Origin of the sequence: Mesorhizobium sp. WSM4906, assembly GCF_029674625.1 — a bacterium.
In the GTDB taxonomy this organism is placed as follows: Bacteria; Pseudomonadota; Alphaproteobacteria; order Rhizobiales; family Rhizobiaceae; genus Mesorhizobium.
In genome coordinates this window covers 6,321,402-6,340,033 of record NZ_CP121355.1, presented here as the reverse complement: position 1 = coordinate 6,340,033, position 18,632 = coordinate 6,321,402, and the positions used below count along the sequence as shown (strand labels likewise).

At 65.2% G+C, this 18,632-nt stretch carries 15 protein-coding genes; 11 read left to right on the top strand and 4 right to left on the bottom strand.

Annotation, left to right across the window (positions count from 1 at the left end; translation table 11 throughout):
* The first annotated feature begins 1 nt into the window (after position 1).
* The 9 genes from QAZ22_RS30650 (at position 2) to QAZ22_RS30610 (ending at position 11,081) form a co-directional block, all read left to right on the top strand.
* The gene (locus QAZ22_RS30650) at positions 2-1,360 is read left to right on the top strand and encodes a mandelate racemase/muconate lactonizing enzyme family protein (RefSeq protein ID WP_278204646.1); all 1,359 of its coding nucleotides are present in this window, start codon (positions 2-4) and stop codon (positions 1,358-1,360) included.
* A gap of 107 nt (positions 1,361-1,467) precedes the next feature.
* On the top strand, positions 1,468-1,794 hold the full coding sequence (locus QAZ22_RS30645) for an NIPSNAP family protein (RefSeq protein ID WP_278204645.1): 327 nt from the start codon (positions 1,468-1,470) through the stop codon (positions 1,792-1,794).
* 9 nt (positions 1,795-1,803) lie between these two features.
* Positions 1,804-3,003 (top strand): mandelate racemase/muconate lactonizing enzyme family protein, encoded by a 1,200-nt coding sequence (locus QAZ22_RS30640; RefSeq protein ID WP_278204644.1) that lies wholly within the window; start codon positions 1,804-1,806, stop codon positions 3,001-3,003.
* 323 nt (positions 3,004-3,326) lie between these two features.
* Positions 3,327-3,572, top strand: coding sequence for an acyl carrier protein (locus QAZ22_RS30635; RefSeq protein WP_066997751.1), 246 nt, complete (start codon positions 3,327-3,329; stop codon positions 3,570-3,572).
* Positions 3,573-3,642: 70 nt separating this feature from the next.
* Entirely contained in the window at positions 3,643-4,782 is a 1,140-nt protein-coding gene (locus QAZ22_RS30630) for an acyl-CoA dehydrogenase family protein (RefSeq protein ID WP_278207991.1), read from the top strand.
* A 1-nt stretch (position 4,783) separates the two neighbouring features.
* Entirely contained in the window at positions 4,784-5,707 is a 924-nt protein-coding gene (locus tag QAZ22_RS30625) for an amino acid--[acyl-carrier-protein] ligase (RefSeq protein WP_278204643.1), read from the top strand.
* A gap of 1 nt (position 5,708) precedes the next feature.
* Positions 5,709-6,722: a DUF1839 family protein gene (locus QAZ22_RS30620; RefSeq protein ID WP_278204642.1), complete on the top strand. Its 1,014-nt coding sequence runs from the start codon at positions 5,709-5,711 to the stop codon at positions 6,720-6,722.
* A 37-nt stretch (positions 6,723-6,759) separates the two neighbouring features.
* The gene (locus tag QAZ22_RS30615) at positions 6,760-9,300 is read left to right on the top strand and encodes a glycoside hydrolase family 2 protein (RefSeq protein WP_278204641.1); all 2,541 of its coding nucleotides are present in this window, start codon (positions 6,760-6,762) and stop codon (positions 9,298-9,300) included.
* Positions 9,297-11,081: an alpha/beta fold hydrolase gene (locus QAZ22_RS30610; protein ID WP_278204640.1), complete on the top strand. Its 1,785-nt coding sequence runs from the start codon at positions 9,297-9,299 to the stop codon at positions 11,079-11,081. The genes QAZ22_RS30615 and QAZ22_RS30610 overlap by 4 nt, the downstream gene beginning before the upstream one ends.
* A 60-nt stretch (positions 11,082-11,141) precedes the next feature.
* Here the strand turns inward: QAZ22_RS30610 and QAZ22_RS30605 are convergent, their stop codons facing one another.
* Together QAZ22_RS30605 and QAZ22_RS30600 are read right to left on the bottom strand one after the other, a co-directional pair.
* Positions 11,142-13,034: an ABC transporter ATP-binding protein gene (locus QAZ22_RS30605; RefSeq protein WP_278204639.1), complete on the bottom strand. Its 1,893-nt coding sequence runs from the start codon at positions 13,032-13,034 to the stop codon at positions 11,142-11,144.
* Positions 13,034-14,884 (bottom strand): ABC transporter ATP-binding protein, encoded by a 1,851-nt coding sequence (locus tag QAZ22_RS30600; protein WP_278204638.1) that lies wholly within the window; start codon positions 14,882-14,884, stop codon positions 13,034-13,036. Before QAZ22_RS30600 ends, QAZ22_RS30605 begins: the two co-directional genes overlap by 1 nt.
* 285 nt (positions 14,885-15,169) lie before the next feature.
* On the opposite strand from QAZ22_RS30600, the gene QAZ22_RS30595 reads away from it, so the two are divergent.
* Positions 15,170-15,433, top strand: coding sequence for a hypothetical protein (locus tag QAZ22_RS30595; protein ID WP_278204637.1), 264 nt, complete (start codon positions 15,170-15,172; stop codon positions 15,431-15,433).
* Positions 15,434-15,445: 12 nt separating this feature from the next.
* Positions 15,446-15,700, top strand: a complete 255-nt coding sequence (locus QAZ22_RS30590) for a hypothetical protein (protein WP_278204636.1) — start codon at positions 15,446-15,448, stop codon at positions 15,698-15,700.
* A gap of 154 nt (positions 15,701-15,854) precedes the next feature.
* On the opposite strand, the gene QAZ22_RS30585 is transcribed toward QAZ22_RS30590, so the two are convergent.
* Both QAZ22_RS30585 and xseA read right to left on the bottom strand, forming a co-directional pair.
* Complete coding sequence (locus tag QAZ22_RS30585; protein WP_278204635.1) at positions 15,855-16,973, bottom strand: P1 family peptidase; 1,119 nt, start codon at positions 16,971-16,973, stop codon at positions 15,855-15,857.
* A 7-nt stretch (positions 16,974-16,980) separates the two neighbouring features.
* Positions 16,981-18,546 carry an exodeoxyribonuclease VII large subunit gene (xseA, locus tag QAZ22_RS30580; protein WP_278204634.1) on the bottom strand — a complete coding sequence of 522 codons (1,566 nt, stop codon included), beginning with the start codon at positions 18,544-18,546 and terminating at the stop codon, positions 16,981-16,983.
* Between the last annotated feature and the right edge of the window lie 86 nt (positions 18,547-18,632).

Genomic DNA, 18,632 nt, shown 5'->3' with positions numbered 1-18,632 from the left:
CATGCCAAAAACCGATGGAGCCGACGAGGCCCTCAATCGGGTCAACACGAATTCCAAGCCCTCCGACCTTCGCATCACCGACATGCGGGTGGCCGAGATCGTCGGCGCGCCGTTCACCTCGGCGCTGCTCAAGATCTACACCAACCAGGGCATCGTCGGGCTTGGCGAGGTGCGCGACGGCGCCAGCGCCACTTATGCGCTGATGCTGAAGAGCCGGTTGCTTGGCGAGAACCCTTGCGACATCGACCGCCTGTTCCGCCGTATCAAGCAGTTCGGCGGGCACGGCCGCCAAGGCGGCGGCGTCTCGGCGGTCGAGATCGCGCTCTGGGATCTCGCCGGCAAGGCCTATGGCGTGCCCATCTACCAGATGCTCGGCGGCAAGTTTCGCGATCACGTGCGCGTCTACTGCGATACCGACGCGGAGAAGCCGAGCGGCACCGAAACCGGCAAGCGCCTCAAGGCGCGCATGGAGCGCGGCTTCACCTTCCTCAAGATGGACCTGGGCTTGATGCAGATCGCCCATATCCCGGGCGCCGTGGTCGCGCCCGCCGGCGCGCTCGAAGGGTTTTACGCCAATCCACGCGGCCGCGGTGGCGCGCTCGAGGAGCGTAAGGCACGCAACCTCGCCTACGATGCGCAGAACGTGCAGCACCCGTTCACTGGGCTGCATTTCACCGAAAAAGGGATCGACCTGCTGGAGCAGTATATCCACGAGGTCCGTGAGGTCATCGGCTACGAGATTCCCTTAGCCATCGACCATGTTGGCCACATCTCGCTGCAGGACGGCATTCGCCTGTCGCGCCGTATCGAGAAATACGTGCCGGCCTGGCTAGAGGACGTGATTCCCTGGCAGTACACCGAGCAGTACCGGCGGTTGCAGGAAGCCACCACGGTGCCGATCTGCACCGGTGAGGACATCTACCTCAAGGAGGCCTTCGAGCCGCTGCTGAAGAGCGGCGGCCTCTCCGTCATCCACCCGGACCTGCTCACCAGCGGCGGCATCCTCGAGACCAAGAAGATCGGCGACATGGCTCAGGATCACGGCGTCGCCATGGCCATCCACATGGCCGAAAGTCCGATCGCCGCGATGGCCGCGGCGCATGTCGCGACCGCGACCGAGAACTTCATGGCGCTCGAATACCACTCCGCCGATGTCGAGTGGTGGGACGACATCGTCACAGGTCTCCCCAAGCCGCTGGTGAAGGATGGCTTCATAACCGTTCCGGACAAGCCGGGGTTGGGCATAGACGATGTGGTCGACGAGGTGATCAGCCGGCATCTGCAGCCCGGTGTCACGGGGATATGGCAATCGACCGAGCATTGGGACAATGAATATAGCTGGGACCGGACCTGGAGTTAGCCCAGGCCCTCTGCCCTCATTCCCCCCACAGGCTCACAGGGGCCGACGACCGACCATTCGTGTCGACATCTCCCAAGGGAGAGGCGAAGAAAGAAACGGACGAAACCATGATCTACGAACTGCGTATCTATGACTGCCTGCCGGGCAGGCTGCCGGCTTTGCTCAAGCGCTTTTCCGACCAAACGCTGGCCATCTGGGAGAGCCATGGCATCCGGCAAGCCGGGTTTTTCACCACGGCGATCGGCGAAAACAGCAATCGCCTCACCTATTTTCTCGCCTGGGGATCGCTGGCCGAGCGTGAGGCGAAATGGGCGGCTTTCGTCACCGATCCGGCATGGCACAAGGCCCGGGACGAGTCTGAGCGCGACGGGCAGATCATTGCCAATATCAGCAGCCAGTTGCTCACGCCGACAGCTTTCTCGTCTGTGAGATAGGACTGCGCCATGAAGATCACCGACCTCCGCTGCGCCGTCATCGGCAAGCACCCCATCGTTCGCGTCGTCACCGATGAGGGCCTCTATGGCCTGGGCGAAGTCGAGTTCACCAAAACCTACCTCAAGCCCTTTGTGCTGCATTTCCGCGAGGCGCTGATCGGCGAGGACCCGACCGACGTCGAGCGGGTGATGCTGAAGATCCGCCAGCGCGGTTCGTTCAAGCCCTATGGCGCGGCGGTGAGCGCCATCGAGCATGCGCTGTGGGACATTGCCGGCAAGGCCGCGGGCGTGCCGGTCTACAAACTGCTTGGCGGCAAGGTGCGCGACAAGGTGCGCGTCTACAACGGCTCGATCCGCCGCAAGCGCACGGGCGACCGGCCGGAGGACTACGCCGCCGACGTCAAATGGATGATGGAGCAGCCGCAGAACTTCTTCATGATCAAGCAGGGGATCTCGTTCCACTCCAACATGAAGGACACGATAGAAGGCTTCCACTACGGCGTGACGCAGAAGAAGGCGGGCTATCACGGCGCCATGGATCAGGGTGTGATCAGCGAGCGCGGTTTCAATCATATGCTCGACTGCGTGGCGGCGATGAAGGAAGTGCTGGGCGACAAGGTCAGCCTGGCGCTCGACTGCGGCCCGGGCTGGATGCTGCCCGATGCGATCAAGTTCGCTCGCGCGGTCGAGAAGTACAATCTGATGTGGCTCGAAGACATGCTGACCGGCGACTATGTGCCGTGGGTCAATCCGCAGGCCTATCGGGAACTGACCACCTCCACCTCGACGCCGATCCACACGGGCGAGCAGATCTATCTGCGCCACAATTTCAAGGAACTGATCGAGACGCAGGCGGTGCGCGTCATCGGCCCCGATCCCGCCGACATAGGCGGCATTGCCGAGCTCAAATGGGTCGCCGAGCACGCCTACATGCACTCGATCCTTATGGCGCCGCACGGCACCGCGAACGGCCTGCTCGGTCTCGGCGCGCTGATCAATGTCTGCGCAACCTTGCCGGCCAACTACATCGCCTTCGAGTACCCGAGCGCCTCCGACCCGTGGTGGGAGGATCTGGTGGTCGGCCTGCCGGCGCAGATCGTGAAGGACAGCATGGTGGATTTGCTGGAAGCGCCGGGGCTGGGACTCGATATCGACGCCGAAGCAGCCGGGAAGTATCTCAAGGAAGAGGATAAGGGCTTCTTCGACTGAGCCTTCCTCCGCCTCCTGCCTGAGGCATGTCTCCCGAAAGTGGGAACCGGTTTCGGGACAAAGATATGCGCAAGATCAAAAAAGCTGAAGCGTACGGAGCGAATCTGAAAGGTCGCGACGCGCTTTAAGGCGCGGCCGGCATCGTCGTGGTCGACGGCTCCATTCTCTTTTTCCTGCCGTGTCCGAAGCTTTAAAATTGTACTGCGATCCGTTACCGATCCTTAGGCATGGTTGAAACTGACCGGCGGCGTTAACGCCACGGTTGCGCTGCCTCTGCAATATTGCCGCCCGCACAAACATGCAAACGCAAGGGTGGGGCCTCCATGATCGACCAGATTCGCTCGCTGCTCGAGCAGCATCCGATGATTCCGCTAAATTTCGGCGCGCTCGCCGACGACGCCAATCTCTACGACGCGGGGCTGACCTCCTTCGCCTCGGTGCAGATGATGCTGGCGCTCGAAGAGGAATTCGACATCGAATTCCCCGAGACGATGCTGACGCGGCGCACCTTCTCTTCGCTCGCGAGCATCGCGGACGCCGTTTCGCAATTGACCCGCAAGGCGGCATAGAGTCATGAACGTGTTGAGAAAGATCGAGGCGGCTTCGCTCGCGCAGGCGCCGGAAGCCGCAACCGGACGCATGCGCCGCGTCGCCGAGATCGCCGCCGGCCATGCCGACCCCGTGGATAAGGAAGGCCGTTTCCCGGTAGAGACGATCGAGGCGCTGAAGCGCGAGCGGCTGCTCGGCGTGGCGATCCCGGTCGAGCTCGGCGGCGAGGGGCTCGGCACGATGCAGATCGCCGATCTCATCGTCCAGCTCGGCCAAGCCTGCGGCTCAAGCGCGATGATCTATGCCATGCACCAGATCAAGACGTCGAGCTTCGTCACTCATGGCGGCGCCAGCGACTGGCACCGCGCCTATATGCGGCGCATCGCCGACGAGCAGCTTCTGATGGCTTCCGCGACGACGGAGGCCGGCATCGGCGGCAACTTGCGCAATTCGATCTGCGCGGTCGAGGTTGTCGGCGGGCGCTTCGCGCTGACCAAGGAAGCCACCGTCATCTCCTACGGCAATTATGCCGACGCCATCCTCGCCACGGCGCGTCGCGCCCCCGATGCGGCAAGCTCCGATCAGGTGATGGTGGTGATCCCGGCCGATGGCAACCGCACGCTGGAACGCACGTCGGTGTGGGATACGCTCGGCATGCGCGGCACCTGCTCCGACGGTTTTCATCTCGTCGCCACGGGTGAGGCGACCCAGATATTCCCGAAGCCGTTTTCCGAGATCGCGGCGCAGTCGATGCTGGCCAGCTCGCACATCTTCTGGGCGGCGACCTGGTTCGGCATCGCCGCCGACGCCTTCAATCGGGCGCAGGCCTTCGTCAAGGCGGCGGCGCGCAAGCAGCCCGACGCCATGCCGCCGGGCGCGCTGAGGCTGGCCGAGGCGGCAGCCCTCTTGCAGGAGATGAAAGGGCACCTGACGGCCGCCATCCATCGTTTCGAGGCGGCCAAGGGCGACGACGACGCACTGTCTTCGATCGGCTTCGCCGCCGAGATCAACGCGCTGAAGGTCGCGGCCAGCGAGAAGGCAGGCGCCGTGGCGCGTCTGGCCATGCTGGTCAACGGCATCCTTGGCTACAAGAACGGCACTCCGTTCAGCGTCGGCCGGCATTTGCGCGACGTGACCTCGGCGCCGGTGATGATCTCCAACGACCGCATCCTTTCCAATACCGCGACGCTCATGCTGATGAGCCGCTTCGACACCGGCCTGGGGGGCTGAGATGGACGCCAAGACATTCGACTCCAAGTCGCTGCTCGACAGCCTGTTCGAGAACGGCATCCTGTTCGAATCCGGCATCGACGGCCTCTACGGCCGTTCGGGCACGTTCGAGGAAGTGATCGAGCGGTTCGAGCGTCTCGTCACCCGGCTCGGCGCGCCCGACAAGGCCACCCGCATCCATTTTCCGCCGGGCATGAGCCGTGCGACGCTGGAGAAGAGCGGCTACATGAAGAGCTTCCCGCAGCTTGCCGGCTGTGTGCATTCCTTCATGGGAGGCGAGCGGGAGCATGCGCAACTGCTCGGCATGATGGCCGATGGCGGGGACTGGACGGAGCTGCAGAAGGCGACGGACGTCGCGCTGACACCGGCCGCCTGCTACCCGCTCTATCCCACCGTCGCCGCGCGCGGCCCGGTGCCGGCGCAGGGCCTGCTGTTCGAGCTCTCGTCCTATTGCTTCCGCCACGAGCCGTCGAAGGACCCGGCGCGCATGCAGCTCTTCCGCATGCGCGAGTTCGTCAAGATCGGCACGGCCGAGCAGGTGCGCTCGTTCCGCGAAAGCTGGCTGAAGCGCGGCAAGGCGATGATCGAGTCGCTCGACCTGCCCTGCGAGGTCGATCTTGCCAACGACCCGTTCTTCGGCCGCGGCGGCAAGATGATGGCCAACAACCAGCGCGACCAGGGCCTGAAATTCGAGCTGCTGATCCCGGTGACCAGCATCGAGAAGCCGACCGCCTGTTTGAGCTTCAATTATCACCAGGACCATTTTGGCCGGACCTGGGGCCTGAAGTTCGCCGACGGGGAGTTCTGCCATTCGGCCTGCGTCGGCTTCGGGCTGGAGCGTGTGGCGCTGGCGCTGTTCCGCCATCACGGGCCGGACGCGGACGCCTGGCCGGCGGCGGTCCGCGACGTGCTGTGGAGCGTGTGATATGCTGAGAGCTATCGCGGGCCTCGATCCGGCCAGCTACCGGCCGCACCGGCTGCACGATCCGAACAGGCGTTGGCCGCAGACGAACTGCTATGTCGATCTCCTGATCGAGGTGCTGCACGCGACCGGCCACGATCCGGTCGCGGCGCTCGGCTTCACCGTGGCGCAGGACTTCGAGGGCGATCAGTTCACCTTCTTCAAGTTCCCGATCGCCGACCTGCAGAGGCTGGCGGGGCTGGACATCCAGGAACTGGCGGTCTTCGACCGGCTGGAGACGCATGTGCTTGCGCAAGTCGAACTCGGCCGGCTGCCGCTGGTCGAGGTCGACGCCTTCTACCTGCCCGACACCAAGGGCATCACCTATCGCAGCGGCCATTCCAAGACCACGGTCGGCATCAATGCGCTCGACCCCAAGGGGCGGCAGATGCGCTACTTCCACAATGACGGCTACTTCGCGCTCGAGGGCGAAGACTATGACGGCATCTTCGGCCAATGGGATGATAAGTCGGGGGACGGTGTGTCGGCCGGCGGCCTGCCGCTGTTTCCTTACGCGGAATTCGTGAAGCTCGACGCCACGCGCCCGGCCCGTGATGCGTTCGGGACCGCGGCGGCGCTGCTTGCGCATCACCTGAAGCGGCGGCCGAAGCGCAATCCGCTCGGCGCCTATGCGGCGGCGTTCGGCCGCCACGCTGAAACGCTGGTGACGCGCTCGCCGGACTATTTCCACACCTATGCCTTCAACACGCTGCGGCAGGTCGGCGCGAATTTCGAACTCCTCGGCAGTCATCTCGAATGGCTGGGGCAGCACGGCGAAACCTGCCTCGCCGAGGCGGCGCAAGCCGCCGGCGACATTGCCGATGGCGCCAAGGTCATGCAGTTCAAGCTCGCCCGCGCGATGGCGCGGCAGCGCTTCGACGGGTTGGCCGAGGCGATCGCGCCAATGGCACAGGCCTACGACACGGTGATGGACGTGCTGGACGCCCGCATGGCGGGTGTCGCCTCCAAGGCGGCCTAGCGGACCGGCCGAGGCGCATTTGAGCATAGGTGGGGGAATGGACGCCACGGTGTCGATCGCCGGCTCTGCCGAGTTGCTGGACCGGGATTGGCGGATGGCCATCTCGGCGGCCGGCGCCTGGGCGTTGCCGCATGATATCGACGCAAACGCCGAATGGCTGGACGCGGCCTGTCCCGGCACGGCTGCCGGCACACTGGAAAAACATGGCCGCTGGGACCGCAAGCAGCCGACCCCGCTGCACGACCGCGATGTCTGGTACAGCCGCAGGCTCGATGCGACCGGTCCGGTGCGGCTTGTATTCGAGGGTCTGGCGACTGTGGCCGAGGTCTGGCTTGACGACCGGCTGCTGCTCACCTCGACCTCGATGTTCGAGCGCCATGAGGCAGCGGTAGTCCTTTCAGGCGGCGAGCGTCTCGCCATCGCCTTACGCAGCCTCGACCGCCATCTGGAAACGGCGACCGGTCCACGCGCCCGCTGGCGTCCCCGCATGATCGACGATCAGCGGCTTCGGTTGGTGCGCACGACCCTGATCGGCCATATGCCGGGCTGGTGTCCGAACTTCGAGGTCGTCGGGCCGTGGCGTCCCGTCAGGTTGATCCGCGAGAATGGCTGGCAGCGCATCCTCGATGCCGACATGCGCGCCAGGCTCGACGGTACGACCGGGCATCTTGCCGTTGCGATCACTCTCGCTGAACCCTTCGACGATACGCAAACGGCGCATGTCAGCTGCGCTGGAGTGCGCGCGCGCCTCAAGGTCGAGGCACCCACCCGGCTGACGGCGGAATTGGCCATTGCCGATGTCGCCCCATGGTGGCCGAACAGTCATGGCGAGCCGGCGCTGCACGAAGTGATGGCGACGCTCGGTACTGTGCGCAGCCGGCTCGGCCGGGTCGGGTTCCGCCGCATCGAGATCGATCGCGGCGCCGACGGGCGCGATTTCCGCCTGATCGTCAACGGCGCGCCGGTGTTCTGCCGTGGCGCGGTCTGGACGCCGTCCGATCCTGTGCGGCTGCCATGCGGGCGGACCGAAATTGAGCCCGACCTCGACCTCGCGCGCCGCGCCGGCGTCAACATGCTGCGGGTCGGCGGCACCTTCGCCTACGAGGGCGATGCCTTCCACGAGCTGTGCGACGAGATGGGCATTCTCGTCTGGCAGGACCTGATGCTCGCCAATTTCGACTATCCGGCGAAAAGCGAGGCCTGGCGGGCGGCGCTCTCGCGCGAGGTGGACAACCTGTTGAAGCGGCTTCGGCATTCGCCGTCGCTGGCGGTGCTGTGCGGCGGCAGCGAGGTGGCGCAACAGGCTGCGATGCTCGGCATGCCGGCGGCGATGGATCCGACACCCTGGTTCGACGATGTCGTGCGTCCGGTCGCGCAGGCGATCCTGCCCGATCTGACGCTGGTGTCCTCGTCGCCTTCCGGCGGCAGCTTGCCCTTTGCCGCGGATGGCGGCCCGACGCATTACTATGGCGTCGGCGCCTATTGCCGGCCGCTGGAGGACGCACGCCGCGCGGAAGTGCGTTTCGCCAGCGAATGCCTCGCCTTCGCCAACGTGCCGGAACAGGCGACGCTGGATGAGCATCTGCCCGTTCCGCCCAGCCACGATCCGCGCTGGAAGGCCGGCGTGCCGCGCGACGCAGGTGCGTCCTGGGATTTCGAGGATGTGCGCGAGCATTATCTGGAGGCGCTGTTCGGCGTCGATGCGCGCCGGCTGCGCATGGAGGATCCGGCGCGCTATCTCGACGTCTCGCGCGCCGTCACCGCCGAGTTGGTCGAGCGCACGATCGATGAATGGCGCAGACCAGCCTCGCCGACGGCGGGTGCGCTGCTGTTCTTCTGGAAGGATCTGCGCCCGGGCGCAGGGTGGGGCATCGTCGATTCCACCGGTCGGCCGAAATCGGTCTGGCATGCGCTGAGGCGCGCCTTCGCGCCGCTCAGGCTGACGCTGAGCGACGAGGGCGTCAACGGGCTGGGCGTCCATCTCGTCAATGACGGGGCGAAGGCCGTCGAGGCGACGCTGTCGCTTGCCTGTCTGCGCGATGGCGTCACCCCTGTGGTGAGCGCGCGCCAGCCGGTCACCCTGCAGGCGCGCGGGGCGCGGTCCCTGTCGGCGTTCTCTCTGCTCGGCGCCTTCTTCGATCTGTCTTATGCCTATCGCTTCGGCCCGGCGGGCCACGAGGTAACCGTGGCAAGGCTTGAAGGCGGTGACGGCGAGATCCTGGCCGAAGCCTTTCATGTGCTTCCCGGTGCCATGATCGCGCGACGCGATGTCGGCCTGTCGGCGCGGTTGGTGCGCGCGAAAGACGGCTGGCGCCTGCGGCTCGCCTGCAGGCGGGCCGCCTATCACATCGCCATCAGGGATGGGCTGTTCCTCCCACGCGAGAACGGCTTCCACCTGATGCCGGGTGCGATGAAGGAAATTGGCCTTGACGGGCCGGCCTCGTCCACGCCGGCCGGCATCGTGACGGCGCTGAATAGCGATCGCGAGGTGGCCTACGATGCGCCGCAAGCGGCCGACAATTCAGAAATTGGGGCAGAGATCACGCGGGCGCTGGAGCCCACCGGGAGCATGGCATGAGGGGGATAGTCTTCGCCGACACGATCGGCTGGCTTCATGAAGGCAAGGGCAGCGAACGGCGTGGTCGGGGTGTCGTCATCGCCGGGGCGCTTGGCCACGAGGACCTGTGCAGCCGGCGTTTCCTGAGGCTGCTGGCCGACAAGTCGGCCGAAAACGATCTGCCGGCGCTGCAGTTCGACTATCCCGGCTGCGGCAACGCCGCCGGGGATCATTCAACGCCCGGTCAGGTGCAACGGTGGACGGAGAGCATAGGGGCCGCGATCGATCGGCTGAAACGGGATTGCGGCGTGGCGGACGTCATTTTGGTCGGCTTCCGGCTCGGCGCTCTGCTGGCGCCGCTGGCGGCGGCCGGACGAGACGACGTGGCCGGTCTCGTGTTGCTCGCGCCGCCGTCCTCCGGCAAGGCCTATGTCCGCGAGATCACGGCCATGTCGCGCATGATCGACGCGCCGCTGGCCAGCCGTTCGGCGGGCGAAGGGGTTTTCACCGAGGGGCGCGAGGCCGCCGGCTTCCGGATTTCGCATGAGACGCTAGGCGATCTTTCGGCGCTCGACTGGCGGCAGGCTGCGGCAAGCCTTCAATCCCTGCCGATGCTGGTGCTTACAAACGGCAAGCCGCTTGCCGCCGACGAAATTCATGGGGGAGGTGCGGGGCCTGCGGATATCACCACCGCCGAGTTCGATGGCTATCCTCTCTTGATGTGCGACCCGACCGCCAACCGGATTCCGGCCGCCGTTCTTGATCGCTGCGCAGCCTGGATGGCCGGCCATGCAGGCGAAGCGGTCGCGGCAAAGGCCACGCCGCGGGCTGCGTCGGAGACCCTGGACGGTCCGCACTACACGGAAAAGCCGGTCCTGATCGGACCGGAGCCGATGATCTGCGGCGTGCTTTGCCGGCCGCGCCGACGCCAGACTGGGGCCGAGCCGGTGATCTTTCTCAATGCCGGCGGCGTGCCGCATGTCGGCTGGGCGCGTGGCACGGTGGAATGGGCGCGAGACCTGGCGGCGGAAGGCGTCGCTTCGCTGCGCGTCGACCTGCCCGGACTTGGCCTCAGCGATCAGACCGAGGAAGGGCGCCTGTTCCTCTATGACGGGCGTACGCGCCATGACGTGAGCCGCGCGATCGACTGGATGGAACGAGCCGGCTACCCCACCGTCGGTTTGGTCGGCACCTGCGCGGGCGCATACCAGGCTTTTCACGCCGCACGGGCCGATCGGCGGGTGCGGACGCTGACCATGATCAACCCGCTCTGCTTCGCCTGGAACAGTTCCTACGCGCTGGAGATGGCGGTCTGGAAGACTTACGAGACGTCCAAGGCCGTGCGCGGGCAGAACGCCGCCATGCGCGAGAGCGGCAAGCCGGACGCCTCGACATGGCGCGGGATCGCTTCTCGCCGCGCCCGGCTGATTGTGCGGCGCGGGCTGGAGGCGATCAAGTCGACATTGTCGATGCTGCATCCGGCCGCGCTGCTGGGACAGCACCGGGTGGAACGCTGGATGCGCGACCTTTGCGGCCGGGGCGTGCGGGTTCTCATGGTGACCTCGGAAGGCGACCTTGCCCTGAAGGAGATCGCCCGCCATTTCGGGTCCGAGGAAGAGCGGCTCGACAGCATTAGTGGCGTGACCAGGGTCTCGCTGCCGAATGCCGACCACACGCTGACGCCGTATCACGCGCGGCGTGCCGTGATCGCCCGCCTGATCGATCATGGCGTCAGGCGTGACGGCTACGCTCGTTCCGAGCCGATGCACGCGATGGCCAGCCCGTCCTTCCAGGCACCATAGGACGTACTGAATTGTGCGATGAGGTGATCCCAGCCAACGGTACCATCGATTTCCTGTCGGTCACGTCGCTTTGCCGACCACCGCGTCCATGCCCATCTCTTCCTCGGAAATGTCGTCGAACGAGGCGTAGTTCATGTTGTAGAGCCGGGCGTAGAGGCCTTTTCGTTCCATCAATTGCTCGTGGTTGCCGCTTTCGACGATCTCGCCGTTCTGCAGCACGATGATGCGGTCGGCGCCGCGGATGGTGGCCAGCCGGTGGGCGATGACGAGCCCGGTTCGCCCTTCCAGCAGTTTTGTCAGCGCCTTCTGGATCAGCATCTCGGTGTAGGAATCGATGCTGGCCGTGGCCTCGTCGAGCACCAGGATCTTGGCGTCGGCCACCAGCGCCCGCGCGAAACTGATCAGCTGGCGCTGGCCGAGCGAGAGATTGCCGCCGCGCTGCTCGAGCTCGGTGTCGTAGCCGTCGGGCAAGTGCTCGATGAAATCGTGCGCGCCAACGGCTTTCGCCGCGCGAACCACGTTCTCGCGGGAGGCACCGGTCTTGTGATAGCGAATGTTCTCCAGCACCGTTCCGGAAAACAGGAAGGGCTCCTGCAGGACCATTGCCATCTGTTCGCCAAGCGAATCCTGCGTCAGGTCGCGCACGTCGTGTCCGCCGACCAGAACCTGGCCCGACCACACGTCGTAGAACCGGTGCGCCAGCGCCATGGAGCTCGACTTGCCCGATCCGGTCGGACCGACCAGCGCGACCGTCTCGCCAGGACTGACGCGGAAGCTGACATTCTTCAGCACCGGCTGGTTCCGCCGGTAGCCGAAGGAGACGTTCTTGAACTCGACCGAGCCGTCCATGTCGCGCGACAGCGCCACCGCGCCTTGCCTGTCGCTGACGTCCACCGGCACGTCGAGCACTTCGGAGATGCGTTGGCCCGAGGCCATGGCGCGTTGCATGACGCTATACTGCATGGTGAGCGAGCGGATGGGGTCGAAGAAGCGCTGGATGTAGAACAGGAACGCCACCATGACGCCGACGTCGAGGCCGTGCGACAGCACCATCGAGCCGCCGACGACGATGACCGTCGCCATGGCGATCCCGGTAAGCGTGTCGACGATCGGCACCATCACCTGCGCGTATTTGGCCGACCTCAGATGGGCCTTGAGATTGGCCAGAACCTTCTCGTCATAGAGGTCGAAATTGACGTGCTGGCGCTTGAGGCTTTGCACGGTGCGCACGCCGTGAATGCCTTCGGCCAGCGCCCCGTTGGCGATCGAGTTGGTCTCATGCGCGGCCATGAAGGCGACCTTGGCGCGCGGCAGCCAGAACAGTCGAACGATGAACAGCATCGGCATGGTCGACAGCGTCAGCAGGCCGAGCCGAAAATCCAGCCACAAAAGGACGCTGACGATCCCGAACAAAAGCACGATGTCGCCCACCGACATGACCGACGTTTCGAGGAACTCCTGCATCGAATTGATGTCGCCCTGCAGGCGCGACATCAGCCTTCCGACCTCGGTCTTGTCCATGAAACTCAGCGAGACCCGCTGCAGATGGCCGAACATGGCGCGGCGCAGGTCGGAAAGCACGTTCTCGGCCACCTTGCCGACGACGCTCTCCTGCACATAGCTGGCTGCATAGTTCACAAGGATGACCGCCGCGAAAGCGCCGGTCGCCCAGGCCATCACCGACCTGTCGAGCCTGCCCGCCGCCATGCCGTGATCGATGGCGTAGCGGATGACCAGCGGGATCGTCAGTTGCGTCAGCGTGAACACCAGCACCGCCGCGACCGAGATGAAGATCCGGGTCCGGTACGGTCTGACGAAGTCCCAGATGCGCCGCACGACGCGCGGATCGTAGGCCTTGCCGAAGACCTCTTCCTCGTCGCGGTGCGAGCCGACGACTGCCTTTGCCGGCCGGCCGCTTGTGTCTTCCTTCTCGTCGTCGCGCGGGTCCGACATCACGCGGCTCCTTGTGCGGTATCGTCGGGCCGCAGCTGCAGGTCGTAGAGCGCACGGTAGCGCCCGCCGAGCGCCAGCAGTTCCTCATGCGTGCCGCGCTCGACGATCCTGCCGCCCTCGACGAATAGAATCTGGTCGGCATGCATCAGCGAGCTCAGCCGGTGCGAGATGATGAGCGTCACGCGGTCCTTGGCGAAGCGCTTCATTGCCGCCCGGATCCGCTGTTCGGTGCCGGCATCGATGGCTGCGGTGGAATCGTCGAAGACCAGCACCGAAGGCCTGAGCATCAGGCTGCGGGCGATGGTCAGGCGCTGCCGCTGGCCTCCCGAAAGCGACGCGCCGCGTTCGCCGACGACCGTGGTGTAGCCGGCCGGAAGTCCGATGATGTAGTTGTGCAGCTGGGCGGACTCGGCCGCTCTCTCGATGCGGGTCTCGCGCGCCCAGGGATTGCCGTAGGCGATGTTATTCTCGATCGAGGTCGTGAACAGGAAGGCGTCCTGCTGCACGACGCCGACCGCCTTGCGCAACGACTGCAGCGTGACCTTGCGGATGTCCTGGCCATCGATGGTGATGGTGCCCGAGCTCACATCGTAGAAGCGCGGGATCAAATGCGCGATGGTCGACTTGCCGCTGCCGGGCGGGCCGACGATGCCGATGGTCTGGCCGGGCCTGGCCTCGAAGGAAATGCCGGTCAATGTCGGGCGTCCCGAGCCCGGATAATGGAAGCTGACATCGTCGAAGCGCAGCACGCCTTCGGTGACGACGAGGTCCCTGGCGCCGGGCGCGTCCTGGATGTCGAGCTCGGTGTCGAGCAACTCGAACAGCCGCGTGCCGCAGGTCGAGGCGCGGGCGAACGAGTTGACCATCAGGCCGAGCTGGCGCACCGGCATCTGCAGGATGGTCATGAAGGTGAGGAACTGTGCCAGCGTGCCGACGCTGATTTGGCCCGATATCACCTTCTGGCCGCCGAACCAGAGCACGAGGCCCATGGCCGCCAGGAACGAGAAGTTCATGGCGCTGGTGTTGCTGACGCGGATATCGACGCGCTGGTTGGCGAGATCGAGCGCATCCTGCTTGGCGCGGTCGAATTTTTCCAGCTCGTGCCGTTGCGCCGCGAAAGCGCGCACGACACGGATGCCGCCGAGGTTCTCGTCCATGACCCGGCTCAGCACCGACAGGCGCTGCTGCAGCGTCAGCCAGGTGCTGCGTAGTCTGAGTTGGGTGACGGATGATCGCCAGGCGACGAAAGGCACGAAGCTCAGGCTGAGCAGCCCGAGCACGAGATCTGTGCTGATCAGGAGATAGGCGCCGACGCCGATCAGCACGCCGAGCAGGACCACGCGCAAGACGCCGGTGGAAAAGAACATGCGCACGCCGTCGAGATCGAGCAGGCCGAGCGTGATCAGATCGCCGGTATGGACCCTGTCGTGGAAGGCAAAGCTCAGGCGCTGGATCTTTTCATAGAAGGCCAGGCGCAATTCATAGCCGGTCTGATGGCCGACGGCCTCGCCATAGTAGTTCTGCGCCATGGTGAACAGACCGCGCAGGACGCTGACGACCAAAAGTGTCAGGGCGGTGTTCCAAAGCGCGTGCTGCGCGGCGGTGCCGGCGCCTTCGGCCATCACGCCTTGCGCCTGATCGATGGCGCGCCCCAGCAGGCGCGGAATGAGAAGCTGCAGCGTCGCGGCAATGAAGGTCGAAACGATGGTGATCGCAACTTGCCAGGGATGGCGCAGCGTCATCCGCATGATGCGCAGCAGGGTGCTGAGACCCTTTCCCCAGGAGGCTTCCGCCACATGGGCAAACGATCTGCCGCGCTCCGGCGCGCTGTTTTTTGCTTCCGTGTGCAAAGGAAAATACCCAAACAAATCCGAACATTAGCCCGGGCGAATGAAGCAGACTCAGTTGAAGCAGCGCGATGTTACGCGTGCCCGACTTGACCGTTCAAGGGCCAATGGCGGCGTCCCATCTGTGCCTGGCGAACGCGGCCATGGGCGTGTGACCCGATGGTTGCCCGCCCACCTGACGCGACGGAAAGAAGCAGGACCGCGAGCGGAGTCGACATTGTGTGAGGATATCACTATATACCGGCGGCTTTCGGTTTCTCGCCCTCTGGCTACGCCTGCGAGATTACCGTGAATGCGGTGCGTGTTGTGACGGAAATCGGTCGAAAAACCGGGAAAAAGCAAACAGAAACAATAGCGCGGATTTTTGACGATCCTGGCCAAAGCATCATCATCCTCAACGATCTGAACGTGCGCCTCGAACCTTTCCAATCCTTCGGCTGTGTGAACCTCGGGCAAGACGTCTTGCCGGTCGAGGCCGACTCGGTTCGAATGCAGTATGTATCCCTTGGCGGGATGTGGGCGTTCATGACTACCAACCGGCATTGCCGTTAGGGAAGAAGCAGTATGAGTGAACATGCCATCGAGTTCTTGCGCGGGTGGATTGGCGAGAAGGTCCAGTGCCAGCATTCGCCGCTCAGGATCGAGAAGCAGGCCGAAACCCTCGCCAAGGAGTGCTGCGCCAAGGCCGCCGAGGAAGGCATTCTGCTGGAAGACATCCAGGAAGAAGTCGGCGACATCCAGGAACTGATCGCCTCGCGGCTCGAGGAAGTCGCCGAAGAGAACGCGCACGAAACCAAGTCGGACAAGCCGTCCGAGTAAGACACCGGCGAGCCCGGTATTCCTCTGCGATGACCTCAGCCGGGCGTCCGGCTTAGAGCAATTCCAGGAAAAGTGTGTAACGGTTTTCCGTGCGGAATTGCGTCAAAACAAAGAGATAGAGCGGCTCGCCGTTTCCGTGAAACGGTGAAACGCTCTAGCCGAAATTGTCCTTGAGCCACTCCTTTGGCAGCGCCGGCACGAAATTGCCGTCGCGCCCCGTCATGTCCTCGTTGGCGACCAGCGCGTTGAGGATTGCTTCCTCCACCCCTCGCACCACGGCATCGAAGAACGGGTCGATATCGACATCCGGGATGAAATCCGCATGGGCAATGCTGCCTGAAGCCGCCAGCGCGGCCTCGGGATTGGCGGTCGAGAAGGCGAGAAAGATGTCGCCCGAGCTGTGGTAGCCGTAGCCGCCGGTCAGAGCTATGCCGAGCGGCACGCGCCGGGCGAGGCGCTTCATCTGATGCGGCAGGAACGGTGCGTCGGTGGCGACGATGGCGATGATCGAGCCCTTTTCGGCGCGAGGCGTGGCTTCGCGGACCGCCGGCTCGGTGAGTTCCGCTCCGGCGCGCCGGCCGCGAATGGTGAAATTATGCCGCCTGCCGAAATTGGCCTGCACGAAAACGCCGAGCGTGTAGCTTCTGTCCTGCCATTCGACGATGCGAGAGGCCGTGCCGGATCCGGCCTTGAAGCCGAAGCTGATCATGCCGGTGCCGCCGCCGACGCTGCCTTCCTCGATGGCGCCGGTCGTTGCGCCGTCGAGCGCCGAGGCGACATGCTCGAAGTTGACATGATGGCCGTTGATGTCGTTGAGGAAACCATCATAGGTTTCCGCCGCCACCGGCAGGCCCCAGGCGCTGTCGAGCGCCGCCGGCAGCACCCGGCTCATCCAGCGCAGCGTGCCGTCGCGGGTGAGGCCGCAGGAATGGGTGTTGGTGATGGTGATCGGCAGGTTGAAGGCGCCGGTCTCCTCGATGATGTGCGTGCCGGTCAGCTCGCCATTGCCGTTCTGGCTGAATACGCCGGCAAACACCGGCGTCCCAAGCTCGCCTCGCGGCCTTGGCAGGATAGCGGTCACGCCGGTGCGCACCGGTCCTGTCCCGACTTGCAGCGGGCCGTTGCCGGCAATCAGCGTCGTGTAGCCGACCGTGACGCCCGGCACGTCGGTGATTGAGTTGAAGCGGCCGGGCGTGCCGTCCAATGCGATGTTGAACGAGCGCAGGCGCGGCTTGCCCGATGGCGTGCGAATATGCGGGTCGTCGGTGCTCATCCTGTCCTCAGAACAATGAGCCCTGGTTGCCGGGCTCCTTGCCCTTGCCGGACGGCTTGGCGGCGAGCTTCGGCCGCGCCCCGCCGCTGGTAGCGATGGCCTCGGCCTTGCCGTCGGCGAATTCCAGCTGCAGCGCAGCGCCCGGCGCCAACTCCGCGACGCTCTTGATGACGCCGCCGTCGGCGTCCTTGACCAGCGCGAAGCCGCGCGCCAGCACGGCCTTGTGCGAGAGGGTGGCGAGCAGCCGGTCGGCCTGGGTGAGGGCGGCGCGCAGACGGTCCAGCCGCCGCTCCATCGCCTGCTCCTGGCGGCGGGTCAGCCCGGCCAGCGTGTCGGCCTGCAGCTTCTGCCGCCTGACGATCGGCGCCGGCGATAGTCTGAGCGATGTGCGCTGGAAGCGCGCCCGGCCTTGGCGCACGATGGCGAAGAAGGCGGCGCGAGCACGCGCAATGTCGCGGCCGGTCAGCGTGCGCGTCTCGTTGAGGCGGCGCGACAAGGTTGCAGGCGTCAGCCGCTGCCGATCCAGCCTCGCGCGCTTGCGCTCGATGCTCACTGTCAGGCCACGACCGAGCCGGCTGGTCGCCTCGTCGAAGCGGCGGCGCGGCAGCGCCAGCAGCTGGTCGGGCGAGGGCAGAGCCCGCGCCGCGGCGCGCACCGCCTGGCGCTTGCGATCCAGGTGCCGCGAGGTGCAGGCATTGTGCCGCGCTCCGAGGCTCGCCAGCGTCGCTTCGAGCTCGGCCTTGACGGGCACGGCGATCTCTGCGGCGCCCGTCGGCGTCGGCGCGCGCATGTCGGCGGTGAAGTCGATCAACGTCCAATCGGTCTCGTGCCCGACGGCCGAGACGATTGGAATGCGCGAGGCCGCGACGGCGCGCGCCAGCCCTTCGTCGTTGAAGCCCCAAAGGTCCTCGAGACTGCCGCCGCCGCGCGCCACGATCAGCAGGTCGGGCTGGCGGATGGGGCCGTCCCAGGTGAGTGCATTGAAGCCATTGACGGCGGCGGTGACTTCCTTGGCGGTCGTATCGCCTTGCACTCTCACCGGCCAGACCAGCACGGTGAGCGGAAAGCGGTCCTTGATGCGGTGGATGATGTCGCGGATGACTGAACCCGTGGGCGAGGTGACGACGCCGATGACTTGAGGCATGAACGGCAGCCGCCGCTTGCGACCGGCATCGAACAGGCCTTCGGCCTGCAGCCGCCGCTTGCGCTCCTCCAGCAGCGCCATCAGCGCGCCGGCGCCCGCCGGCTCGAGATTGTCGATGACGATCTGGTAGTTGGATTTGCCGGGATAGGTCGTCAGCCTGCCGCTGGCGATCACTTCCATGCCTTCCTCAGGCCGGAACTTCAGCCGTGCCATCGTCGTCTTCCAGACCACGGCGTCGATCCGCGCGCGGTCGTCCTTCAGCGCGAAATAGGCGTGGCCGGAGGAATGCGGACCGCGATAGCCGGAAATCTCGCCACGCACCCGCACATTGCCGAAAGCATCCTCGACCGTGCGCTTCAGTGCGCCGGAAATCTCGCTCACCGTATATTCGGTGGCGTTGCTGCGTGATTCGGTTGCTGCTTCACTCATCGCGTGATTGGGGGACGCTTATCGGCCTGCGTCAAGGCGCGGAGCAATCCTCGCTAATATTATAACGCGATCTTAAGCCCGATTTG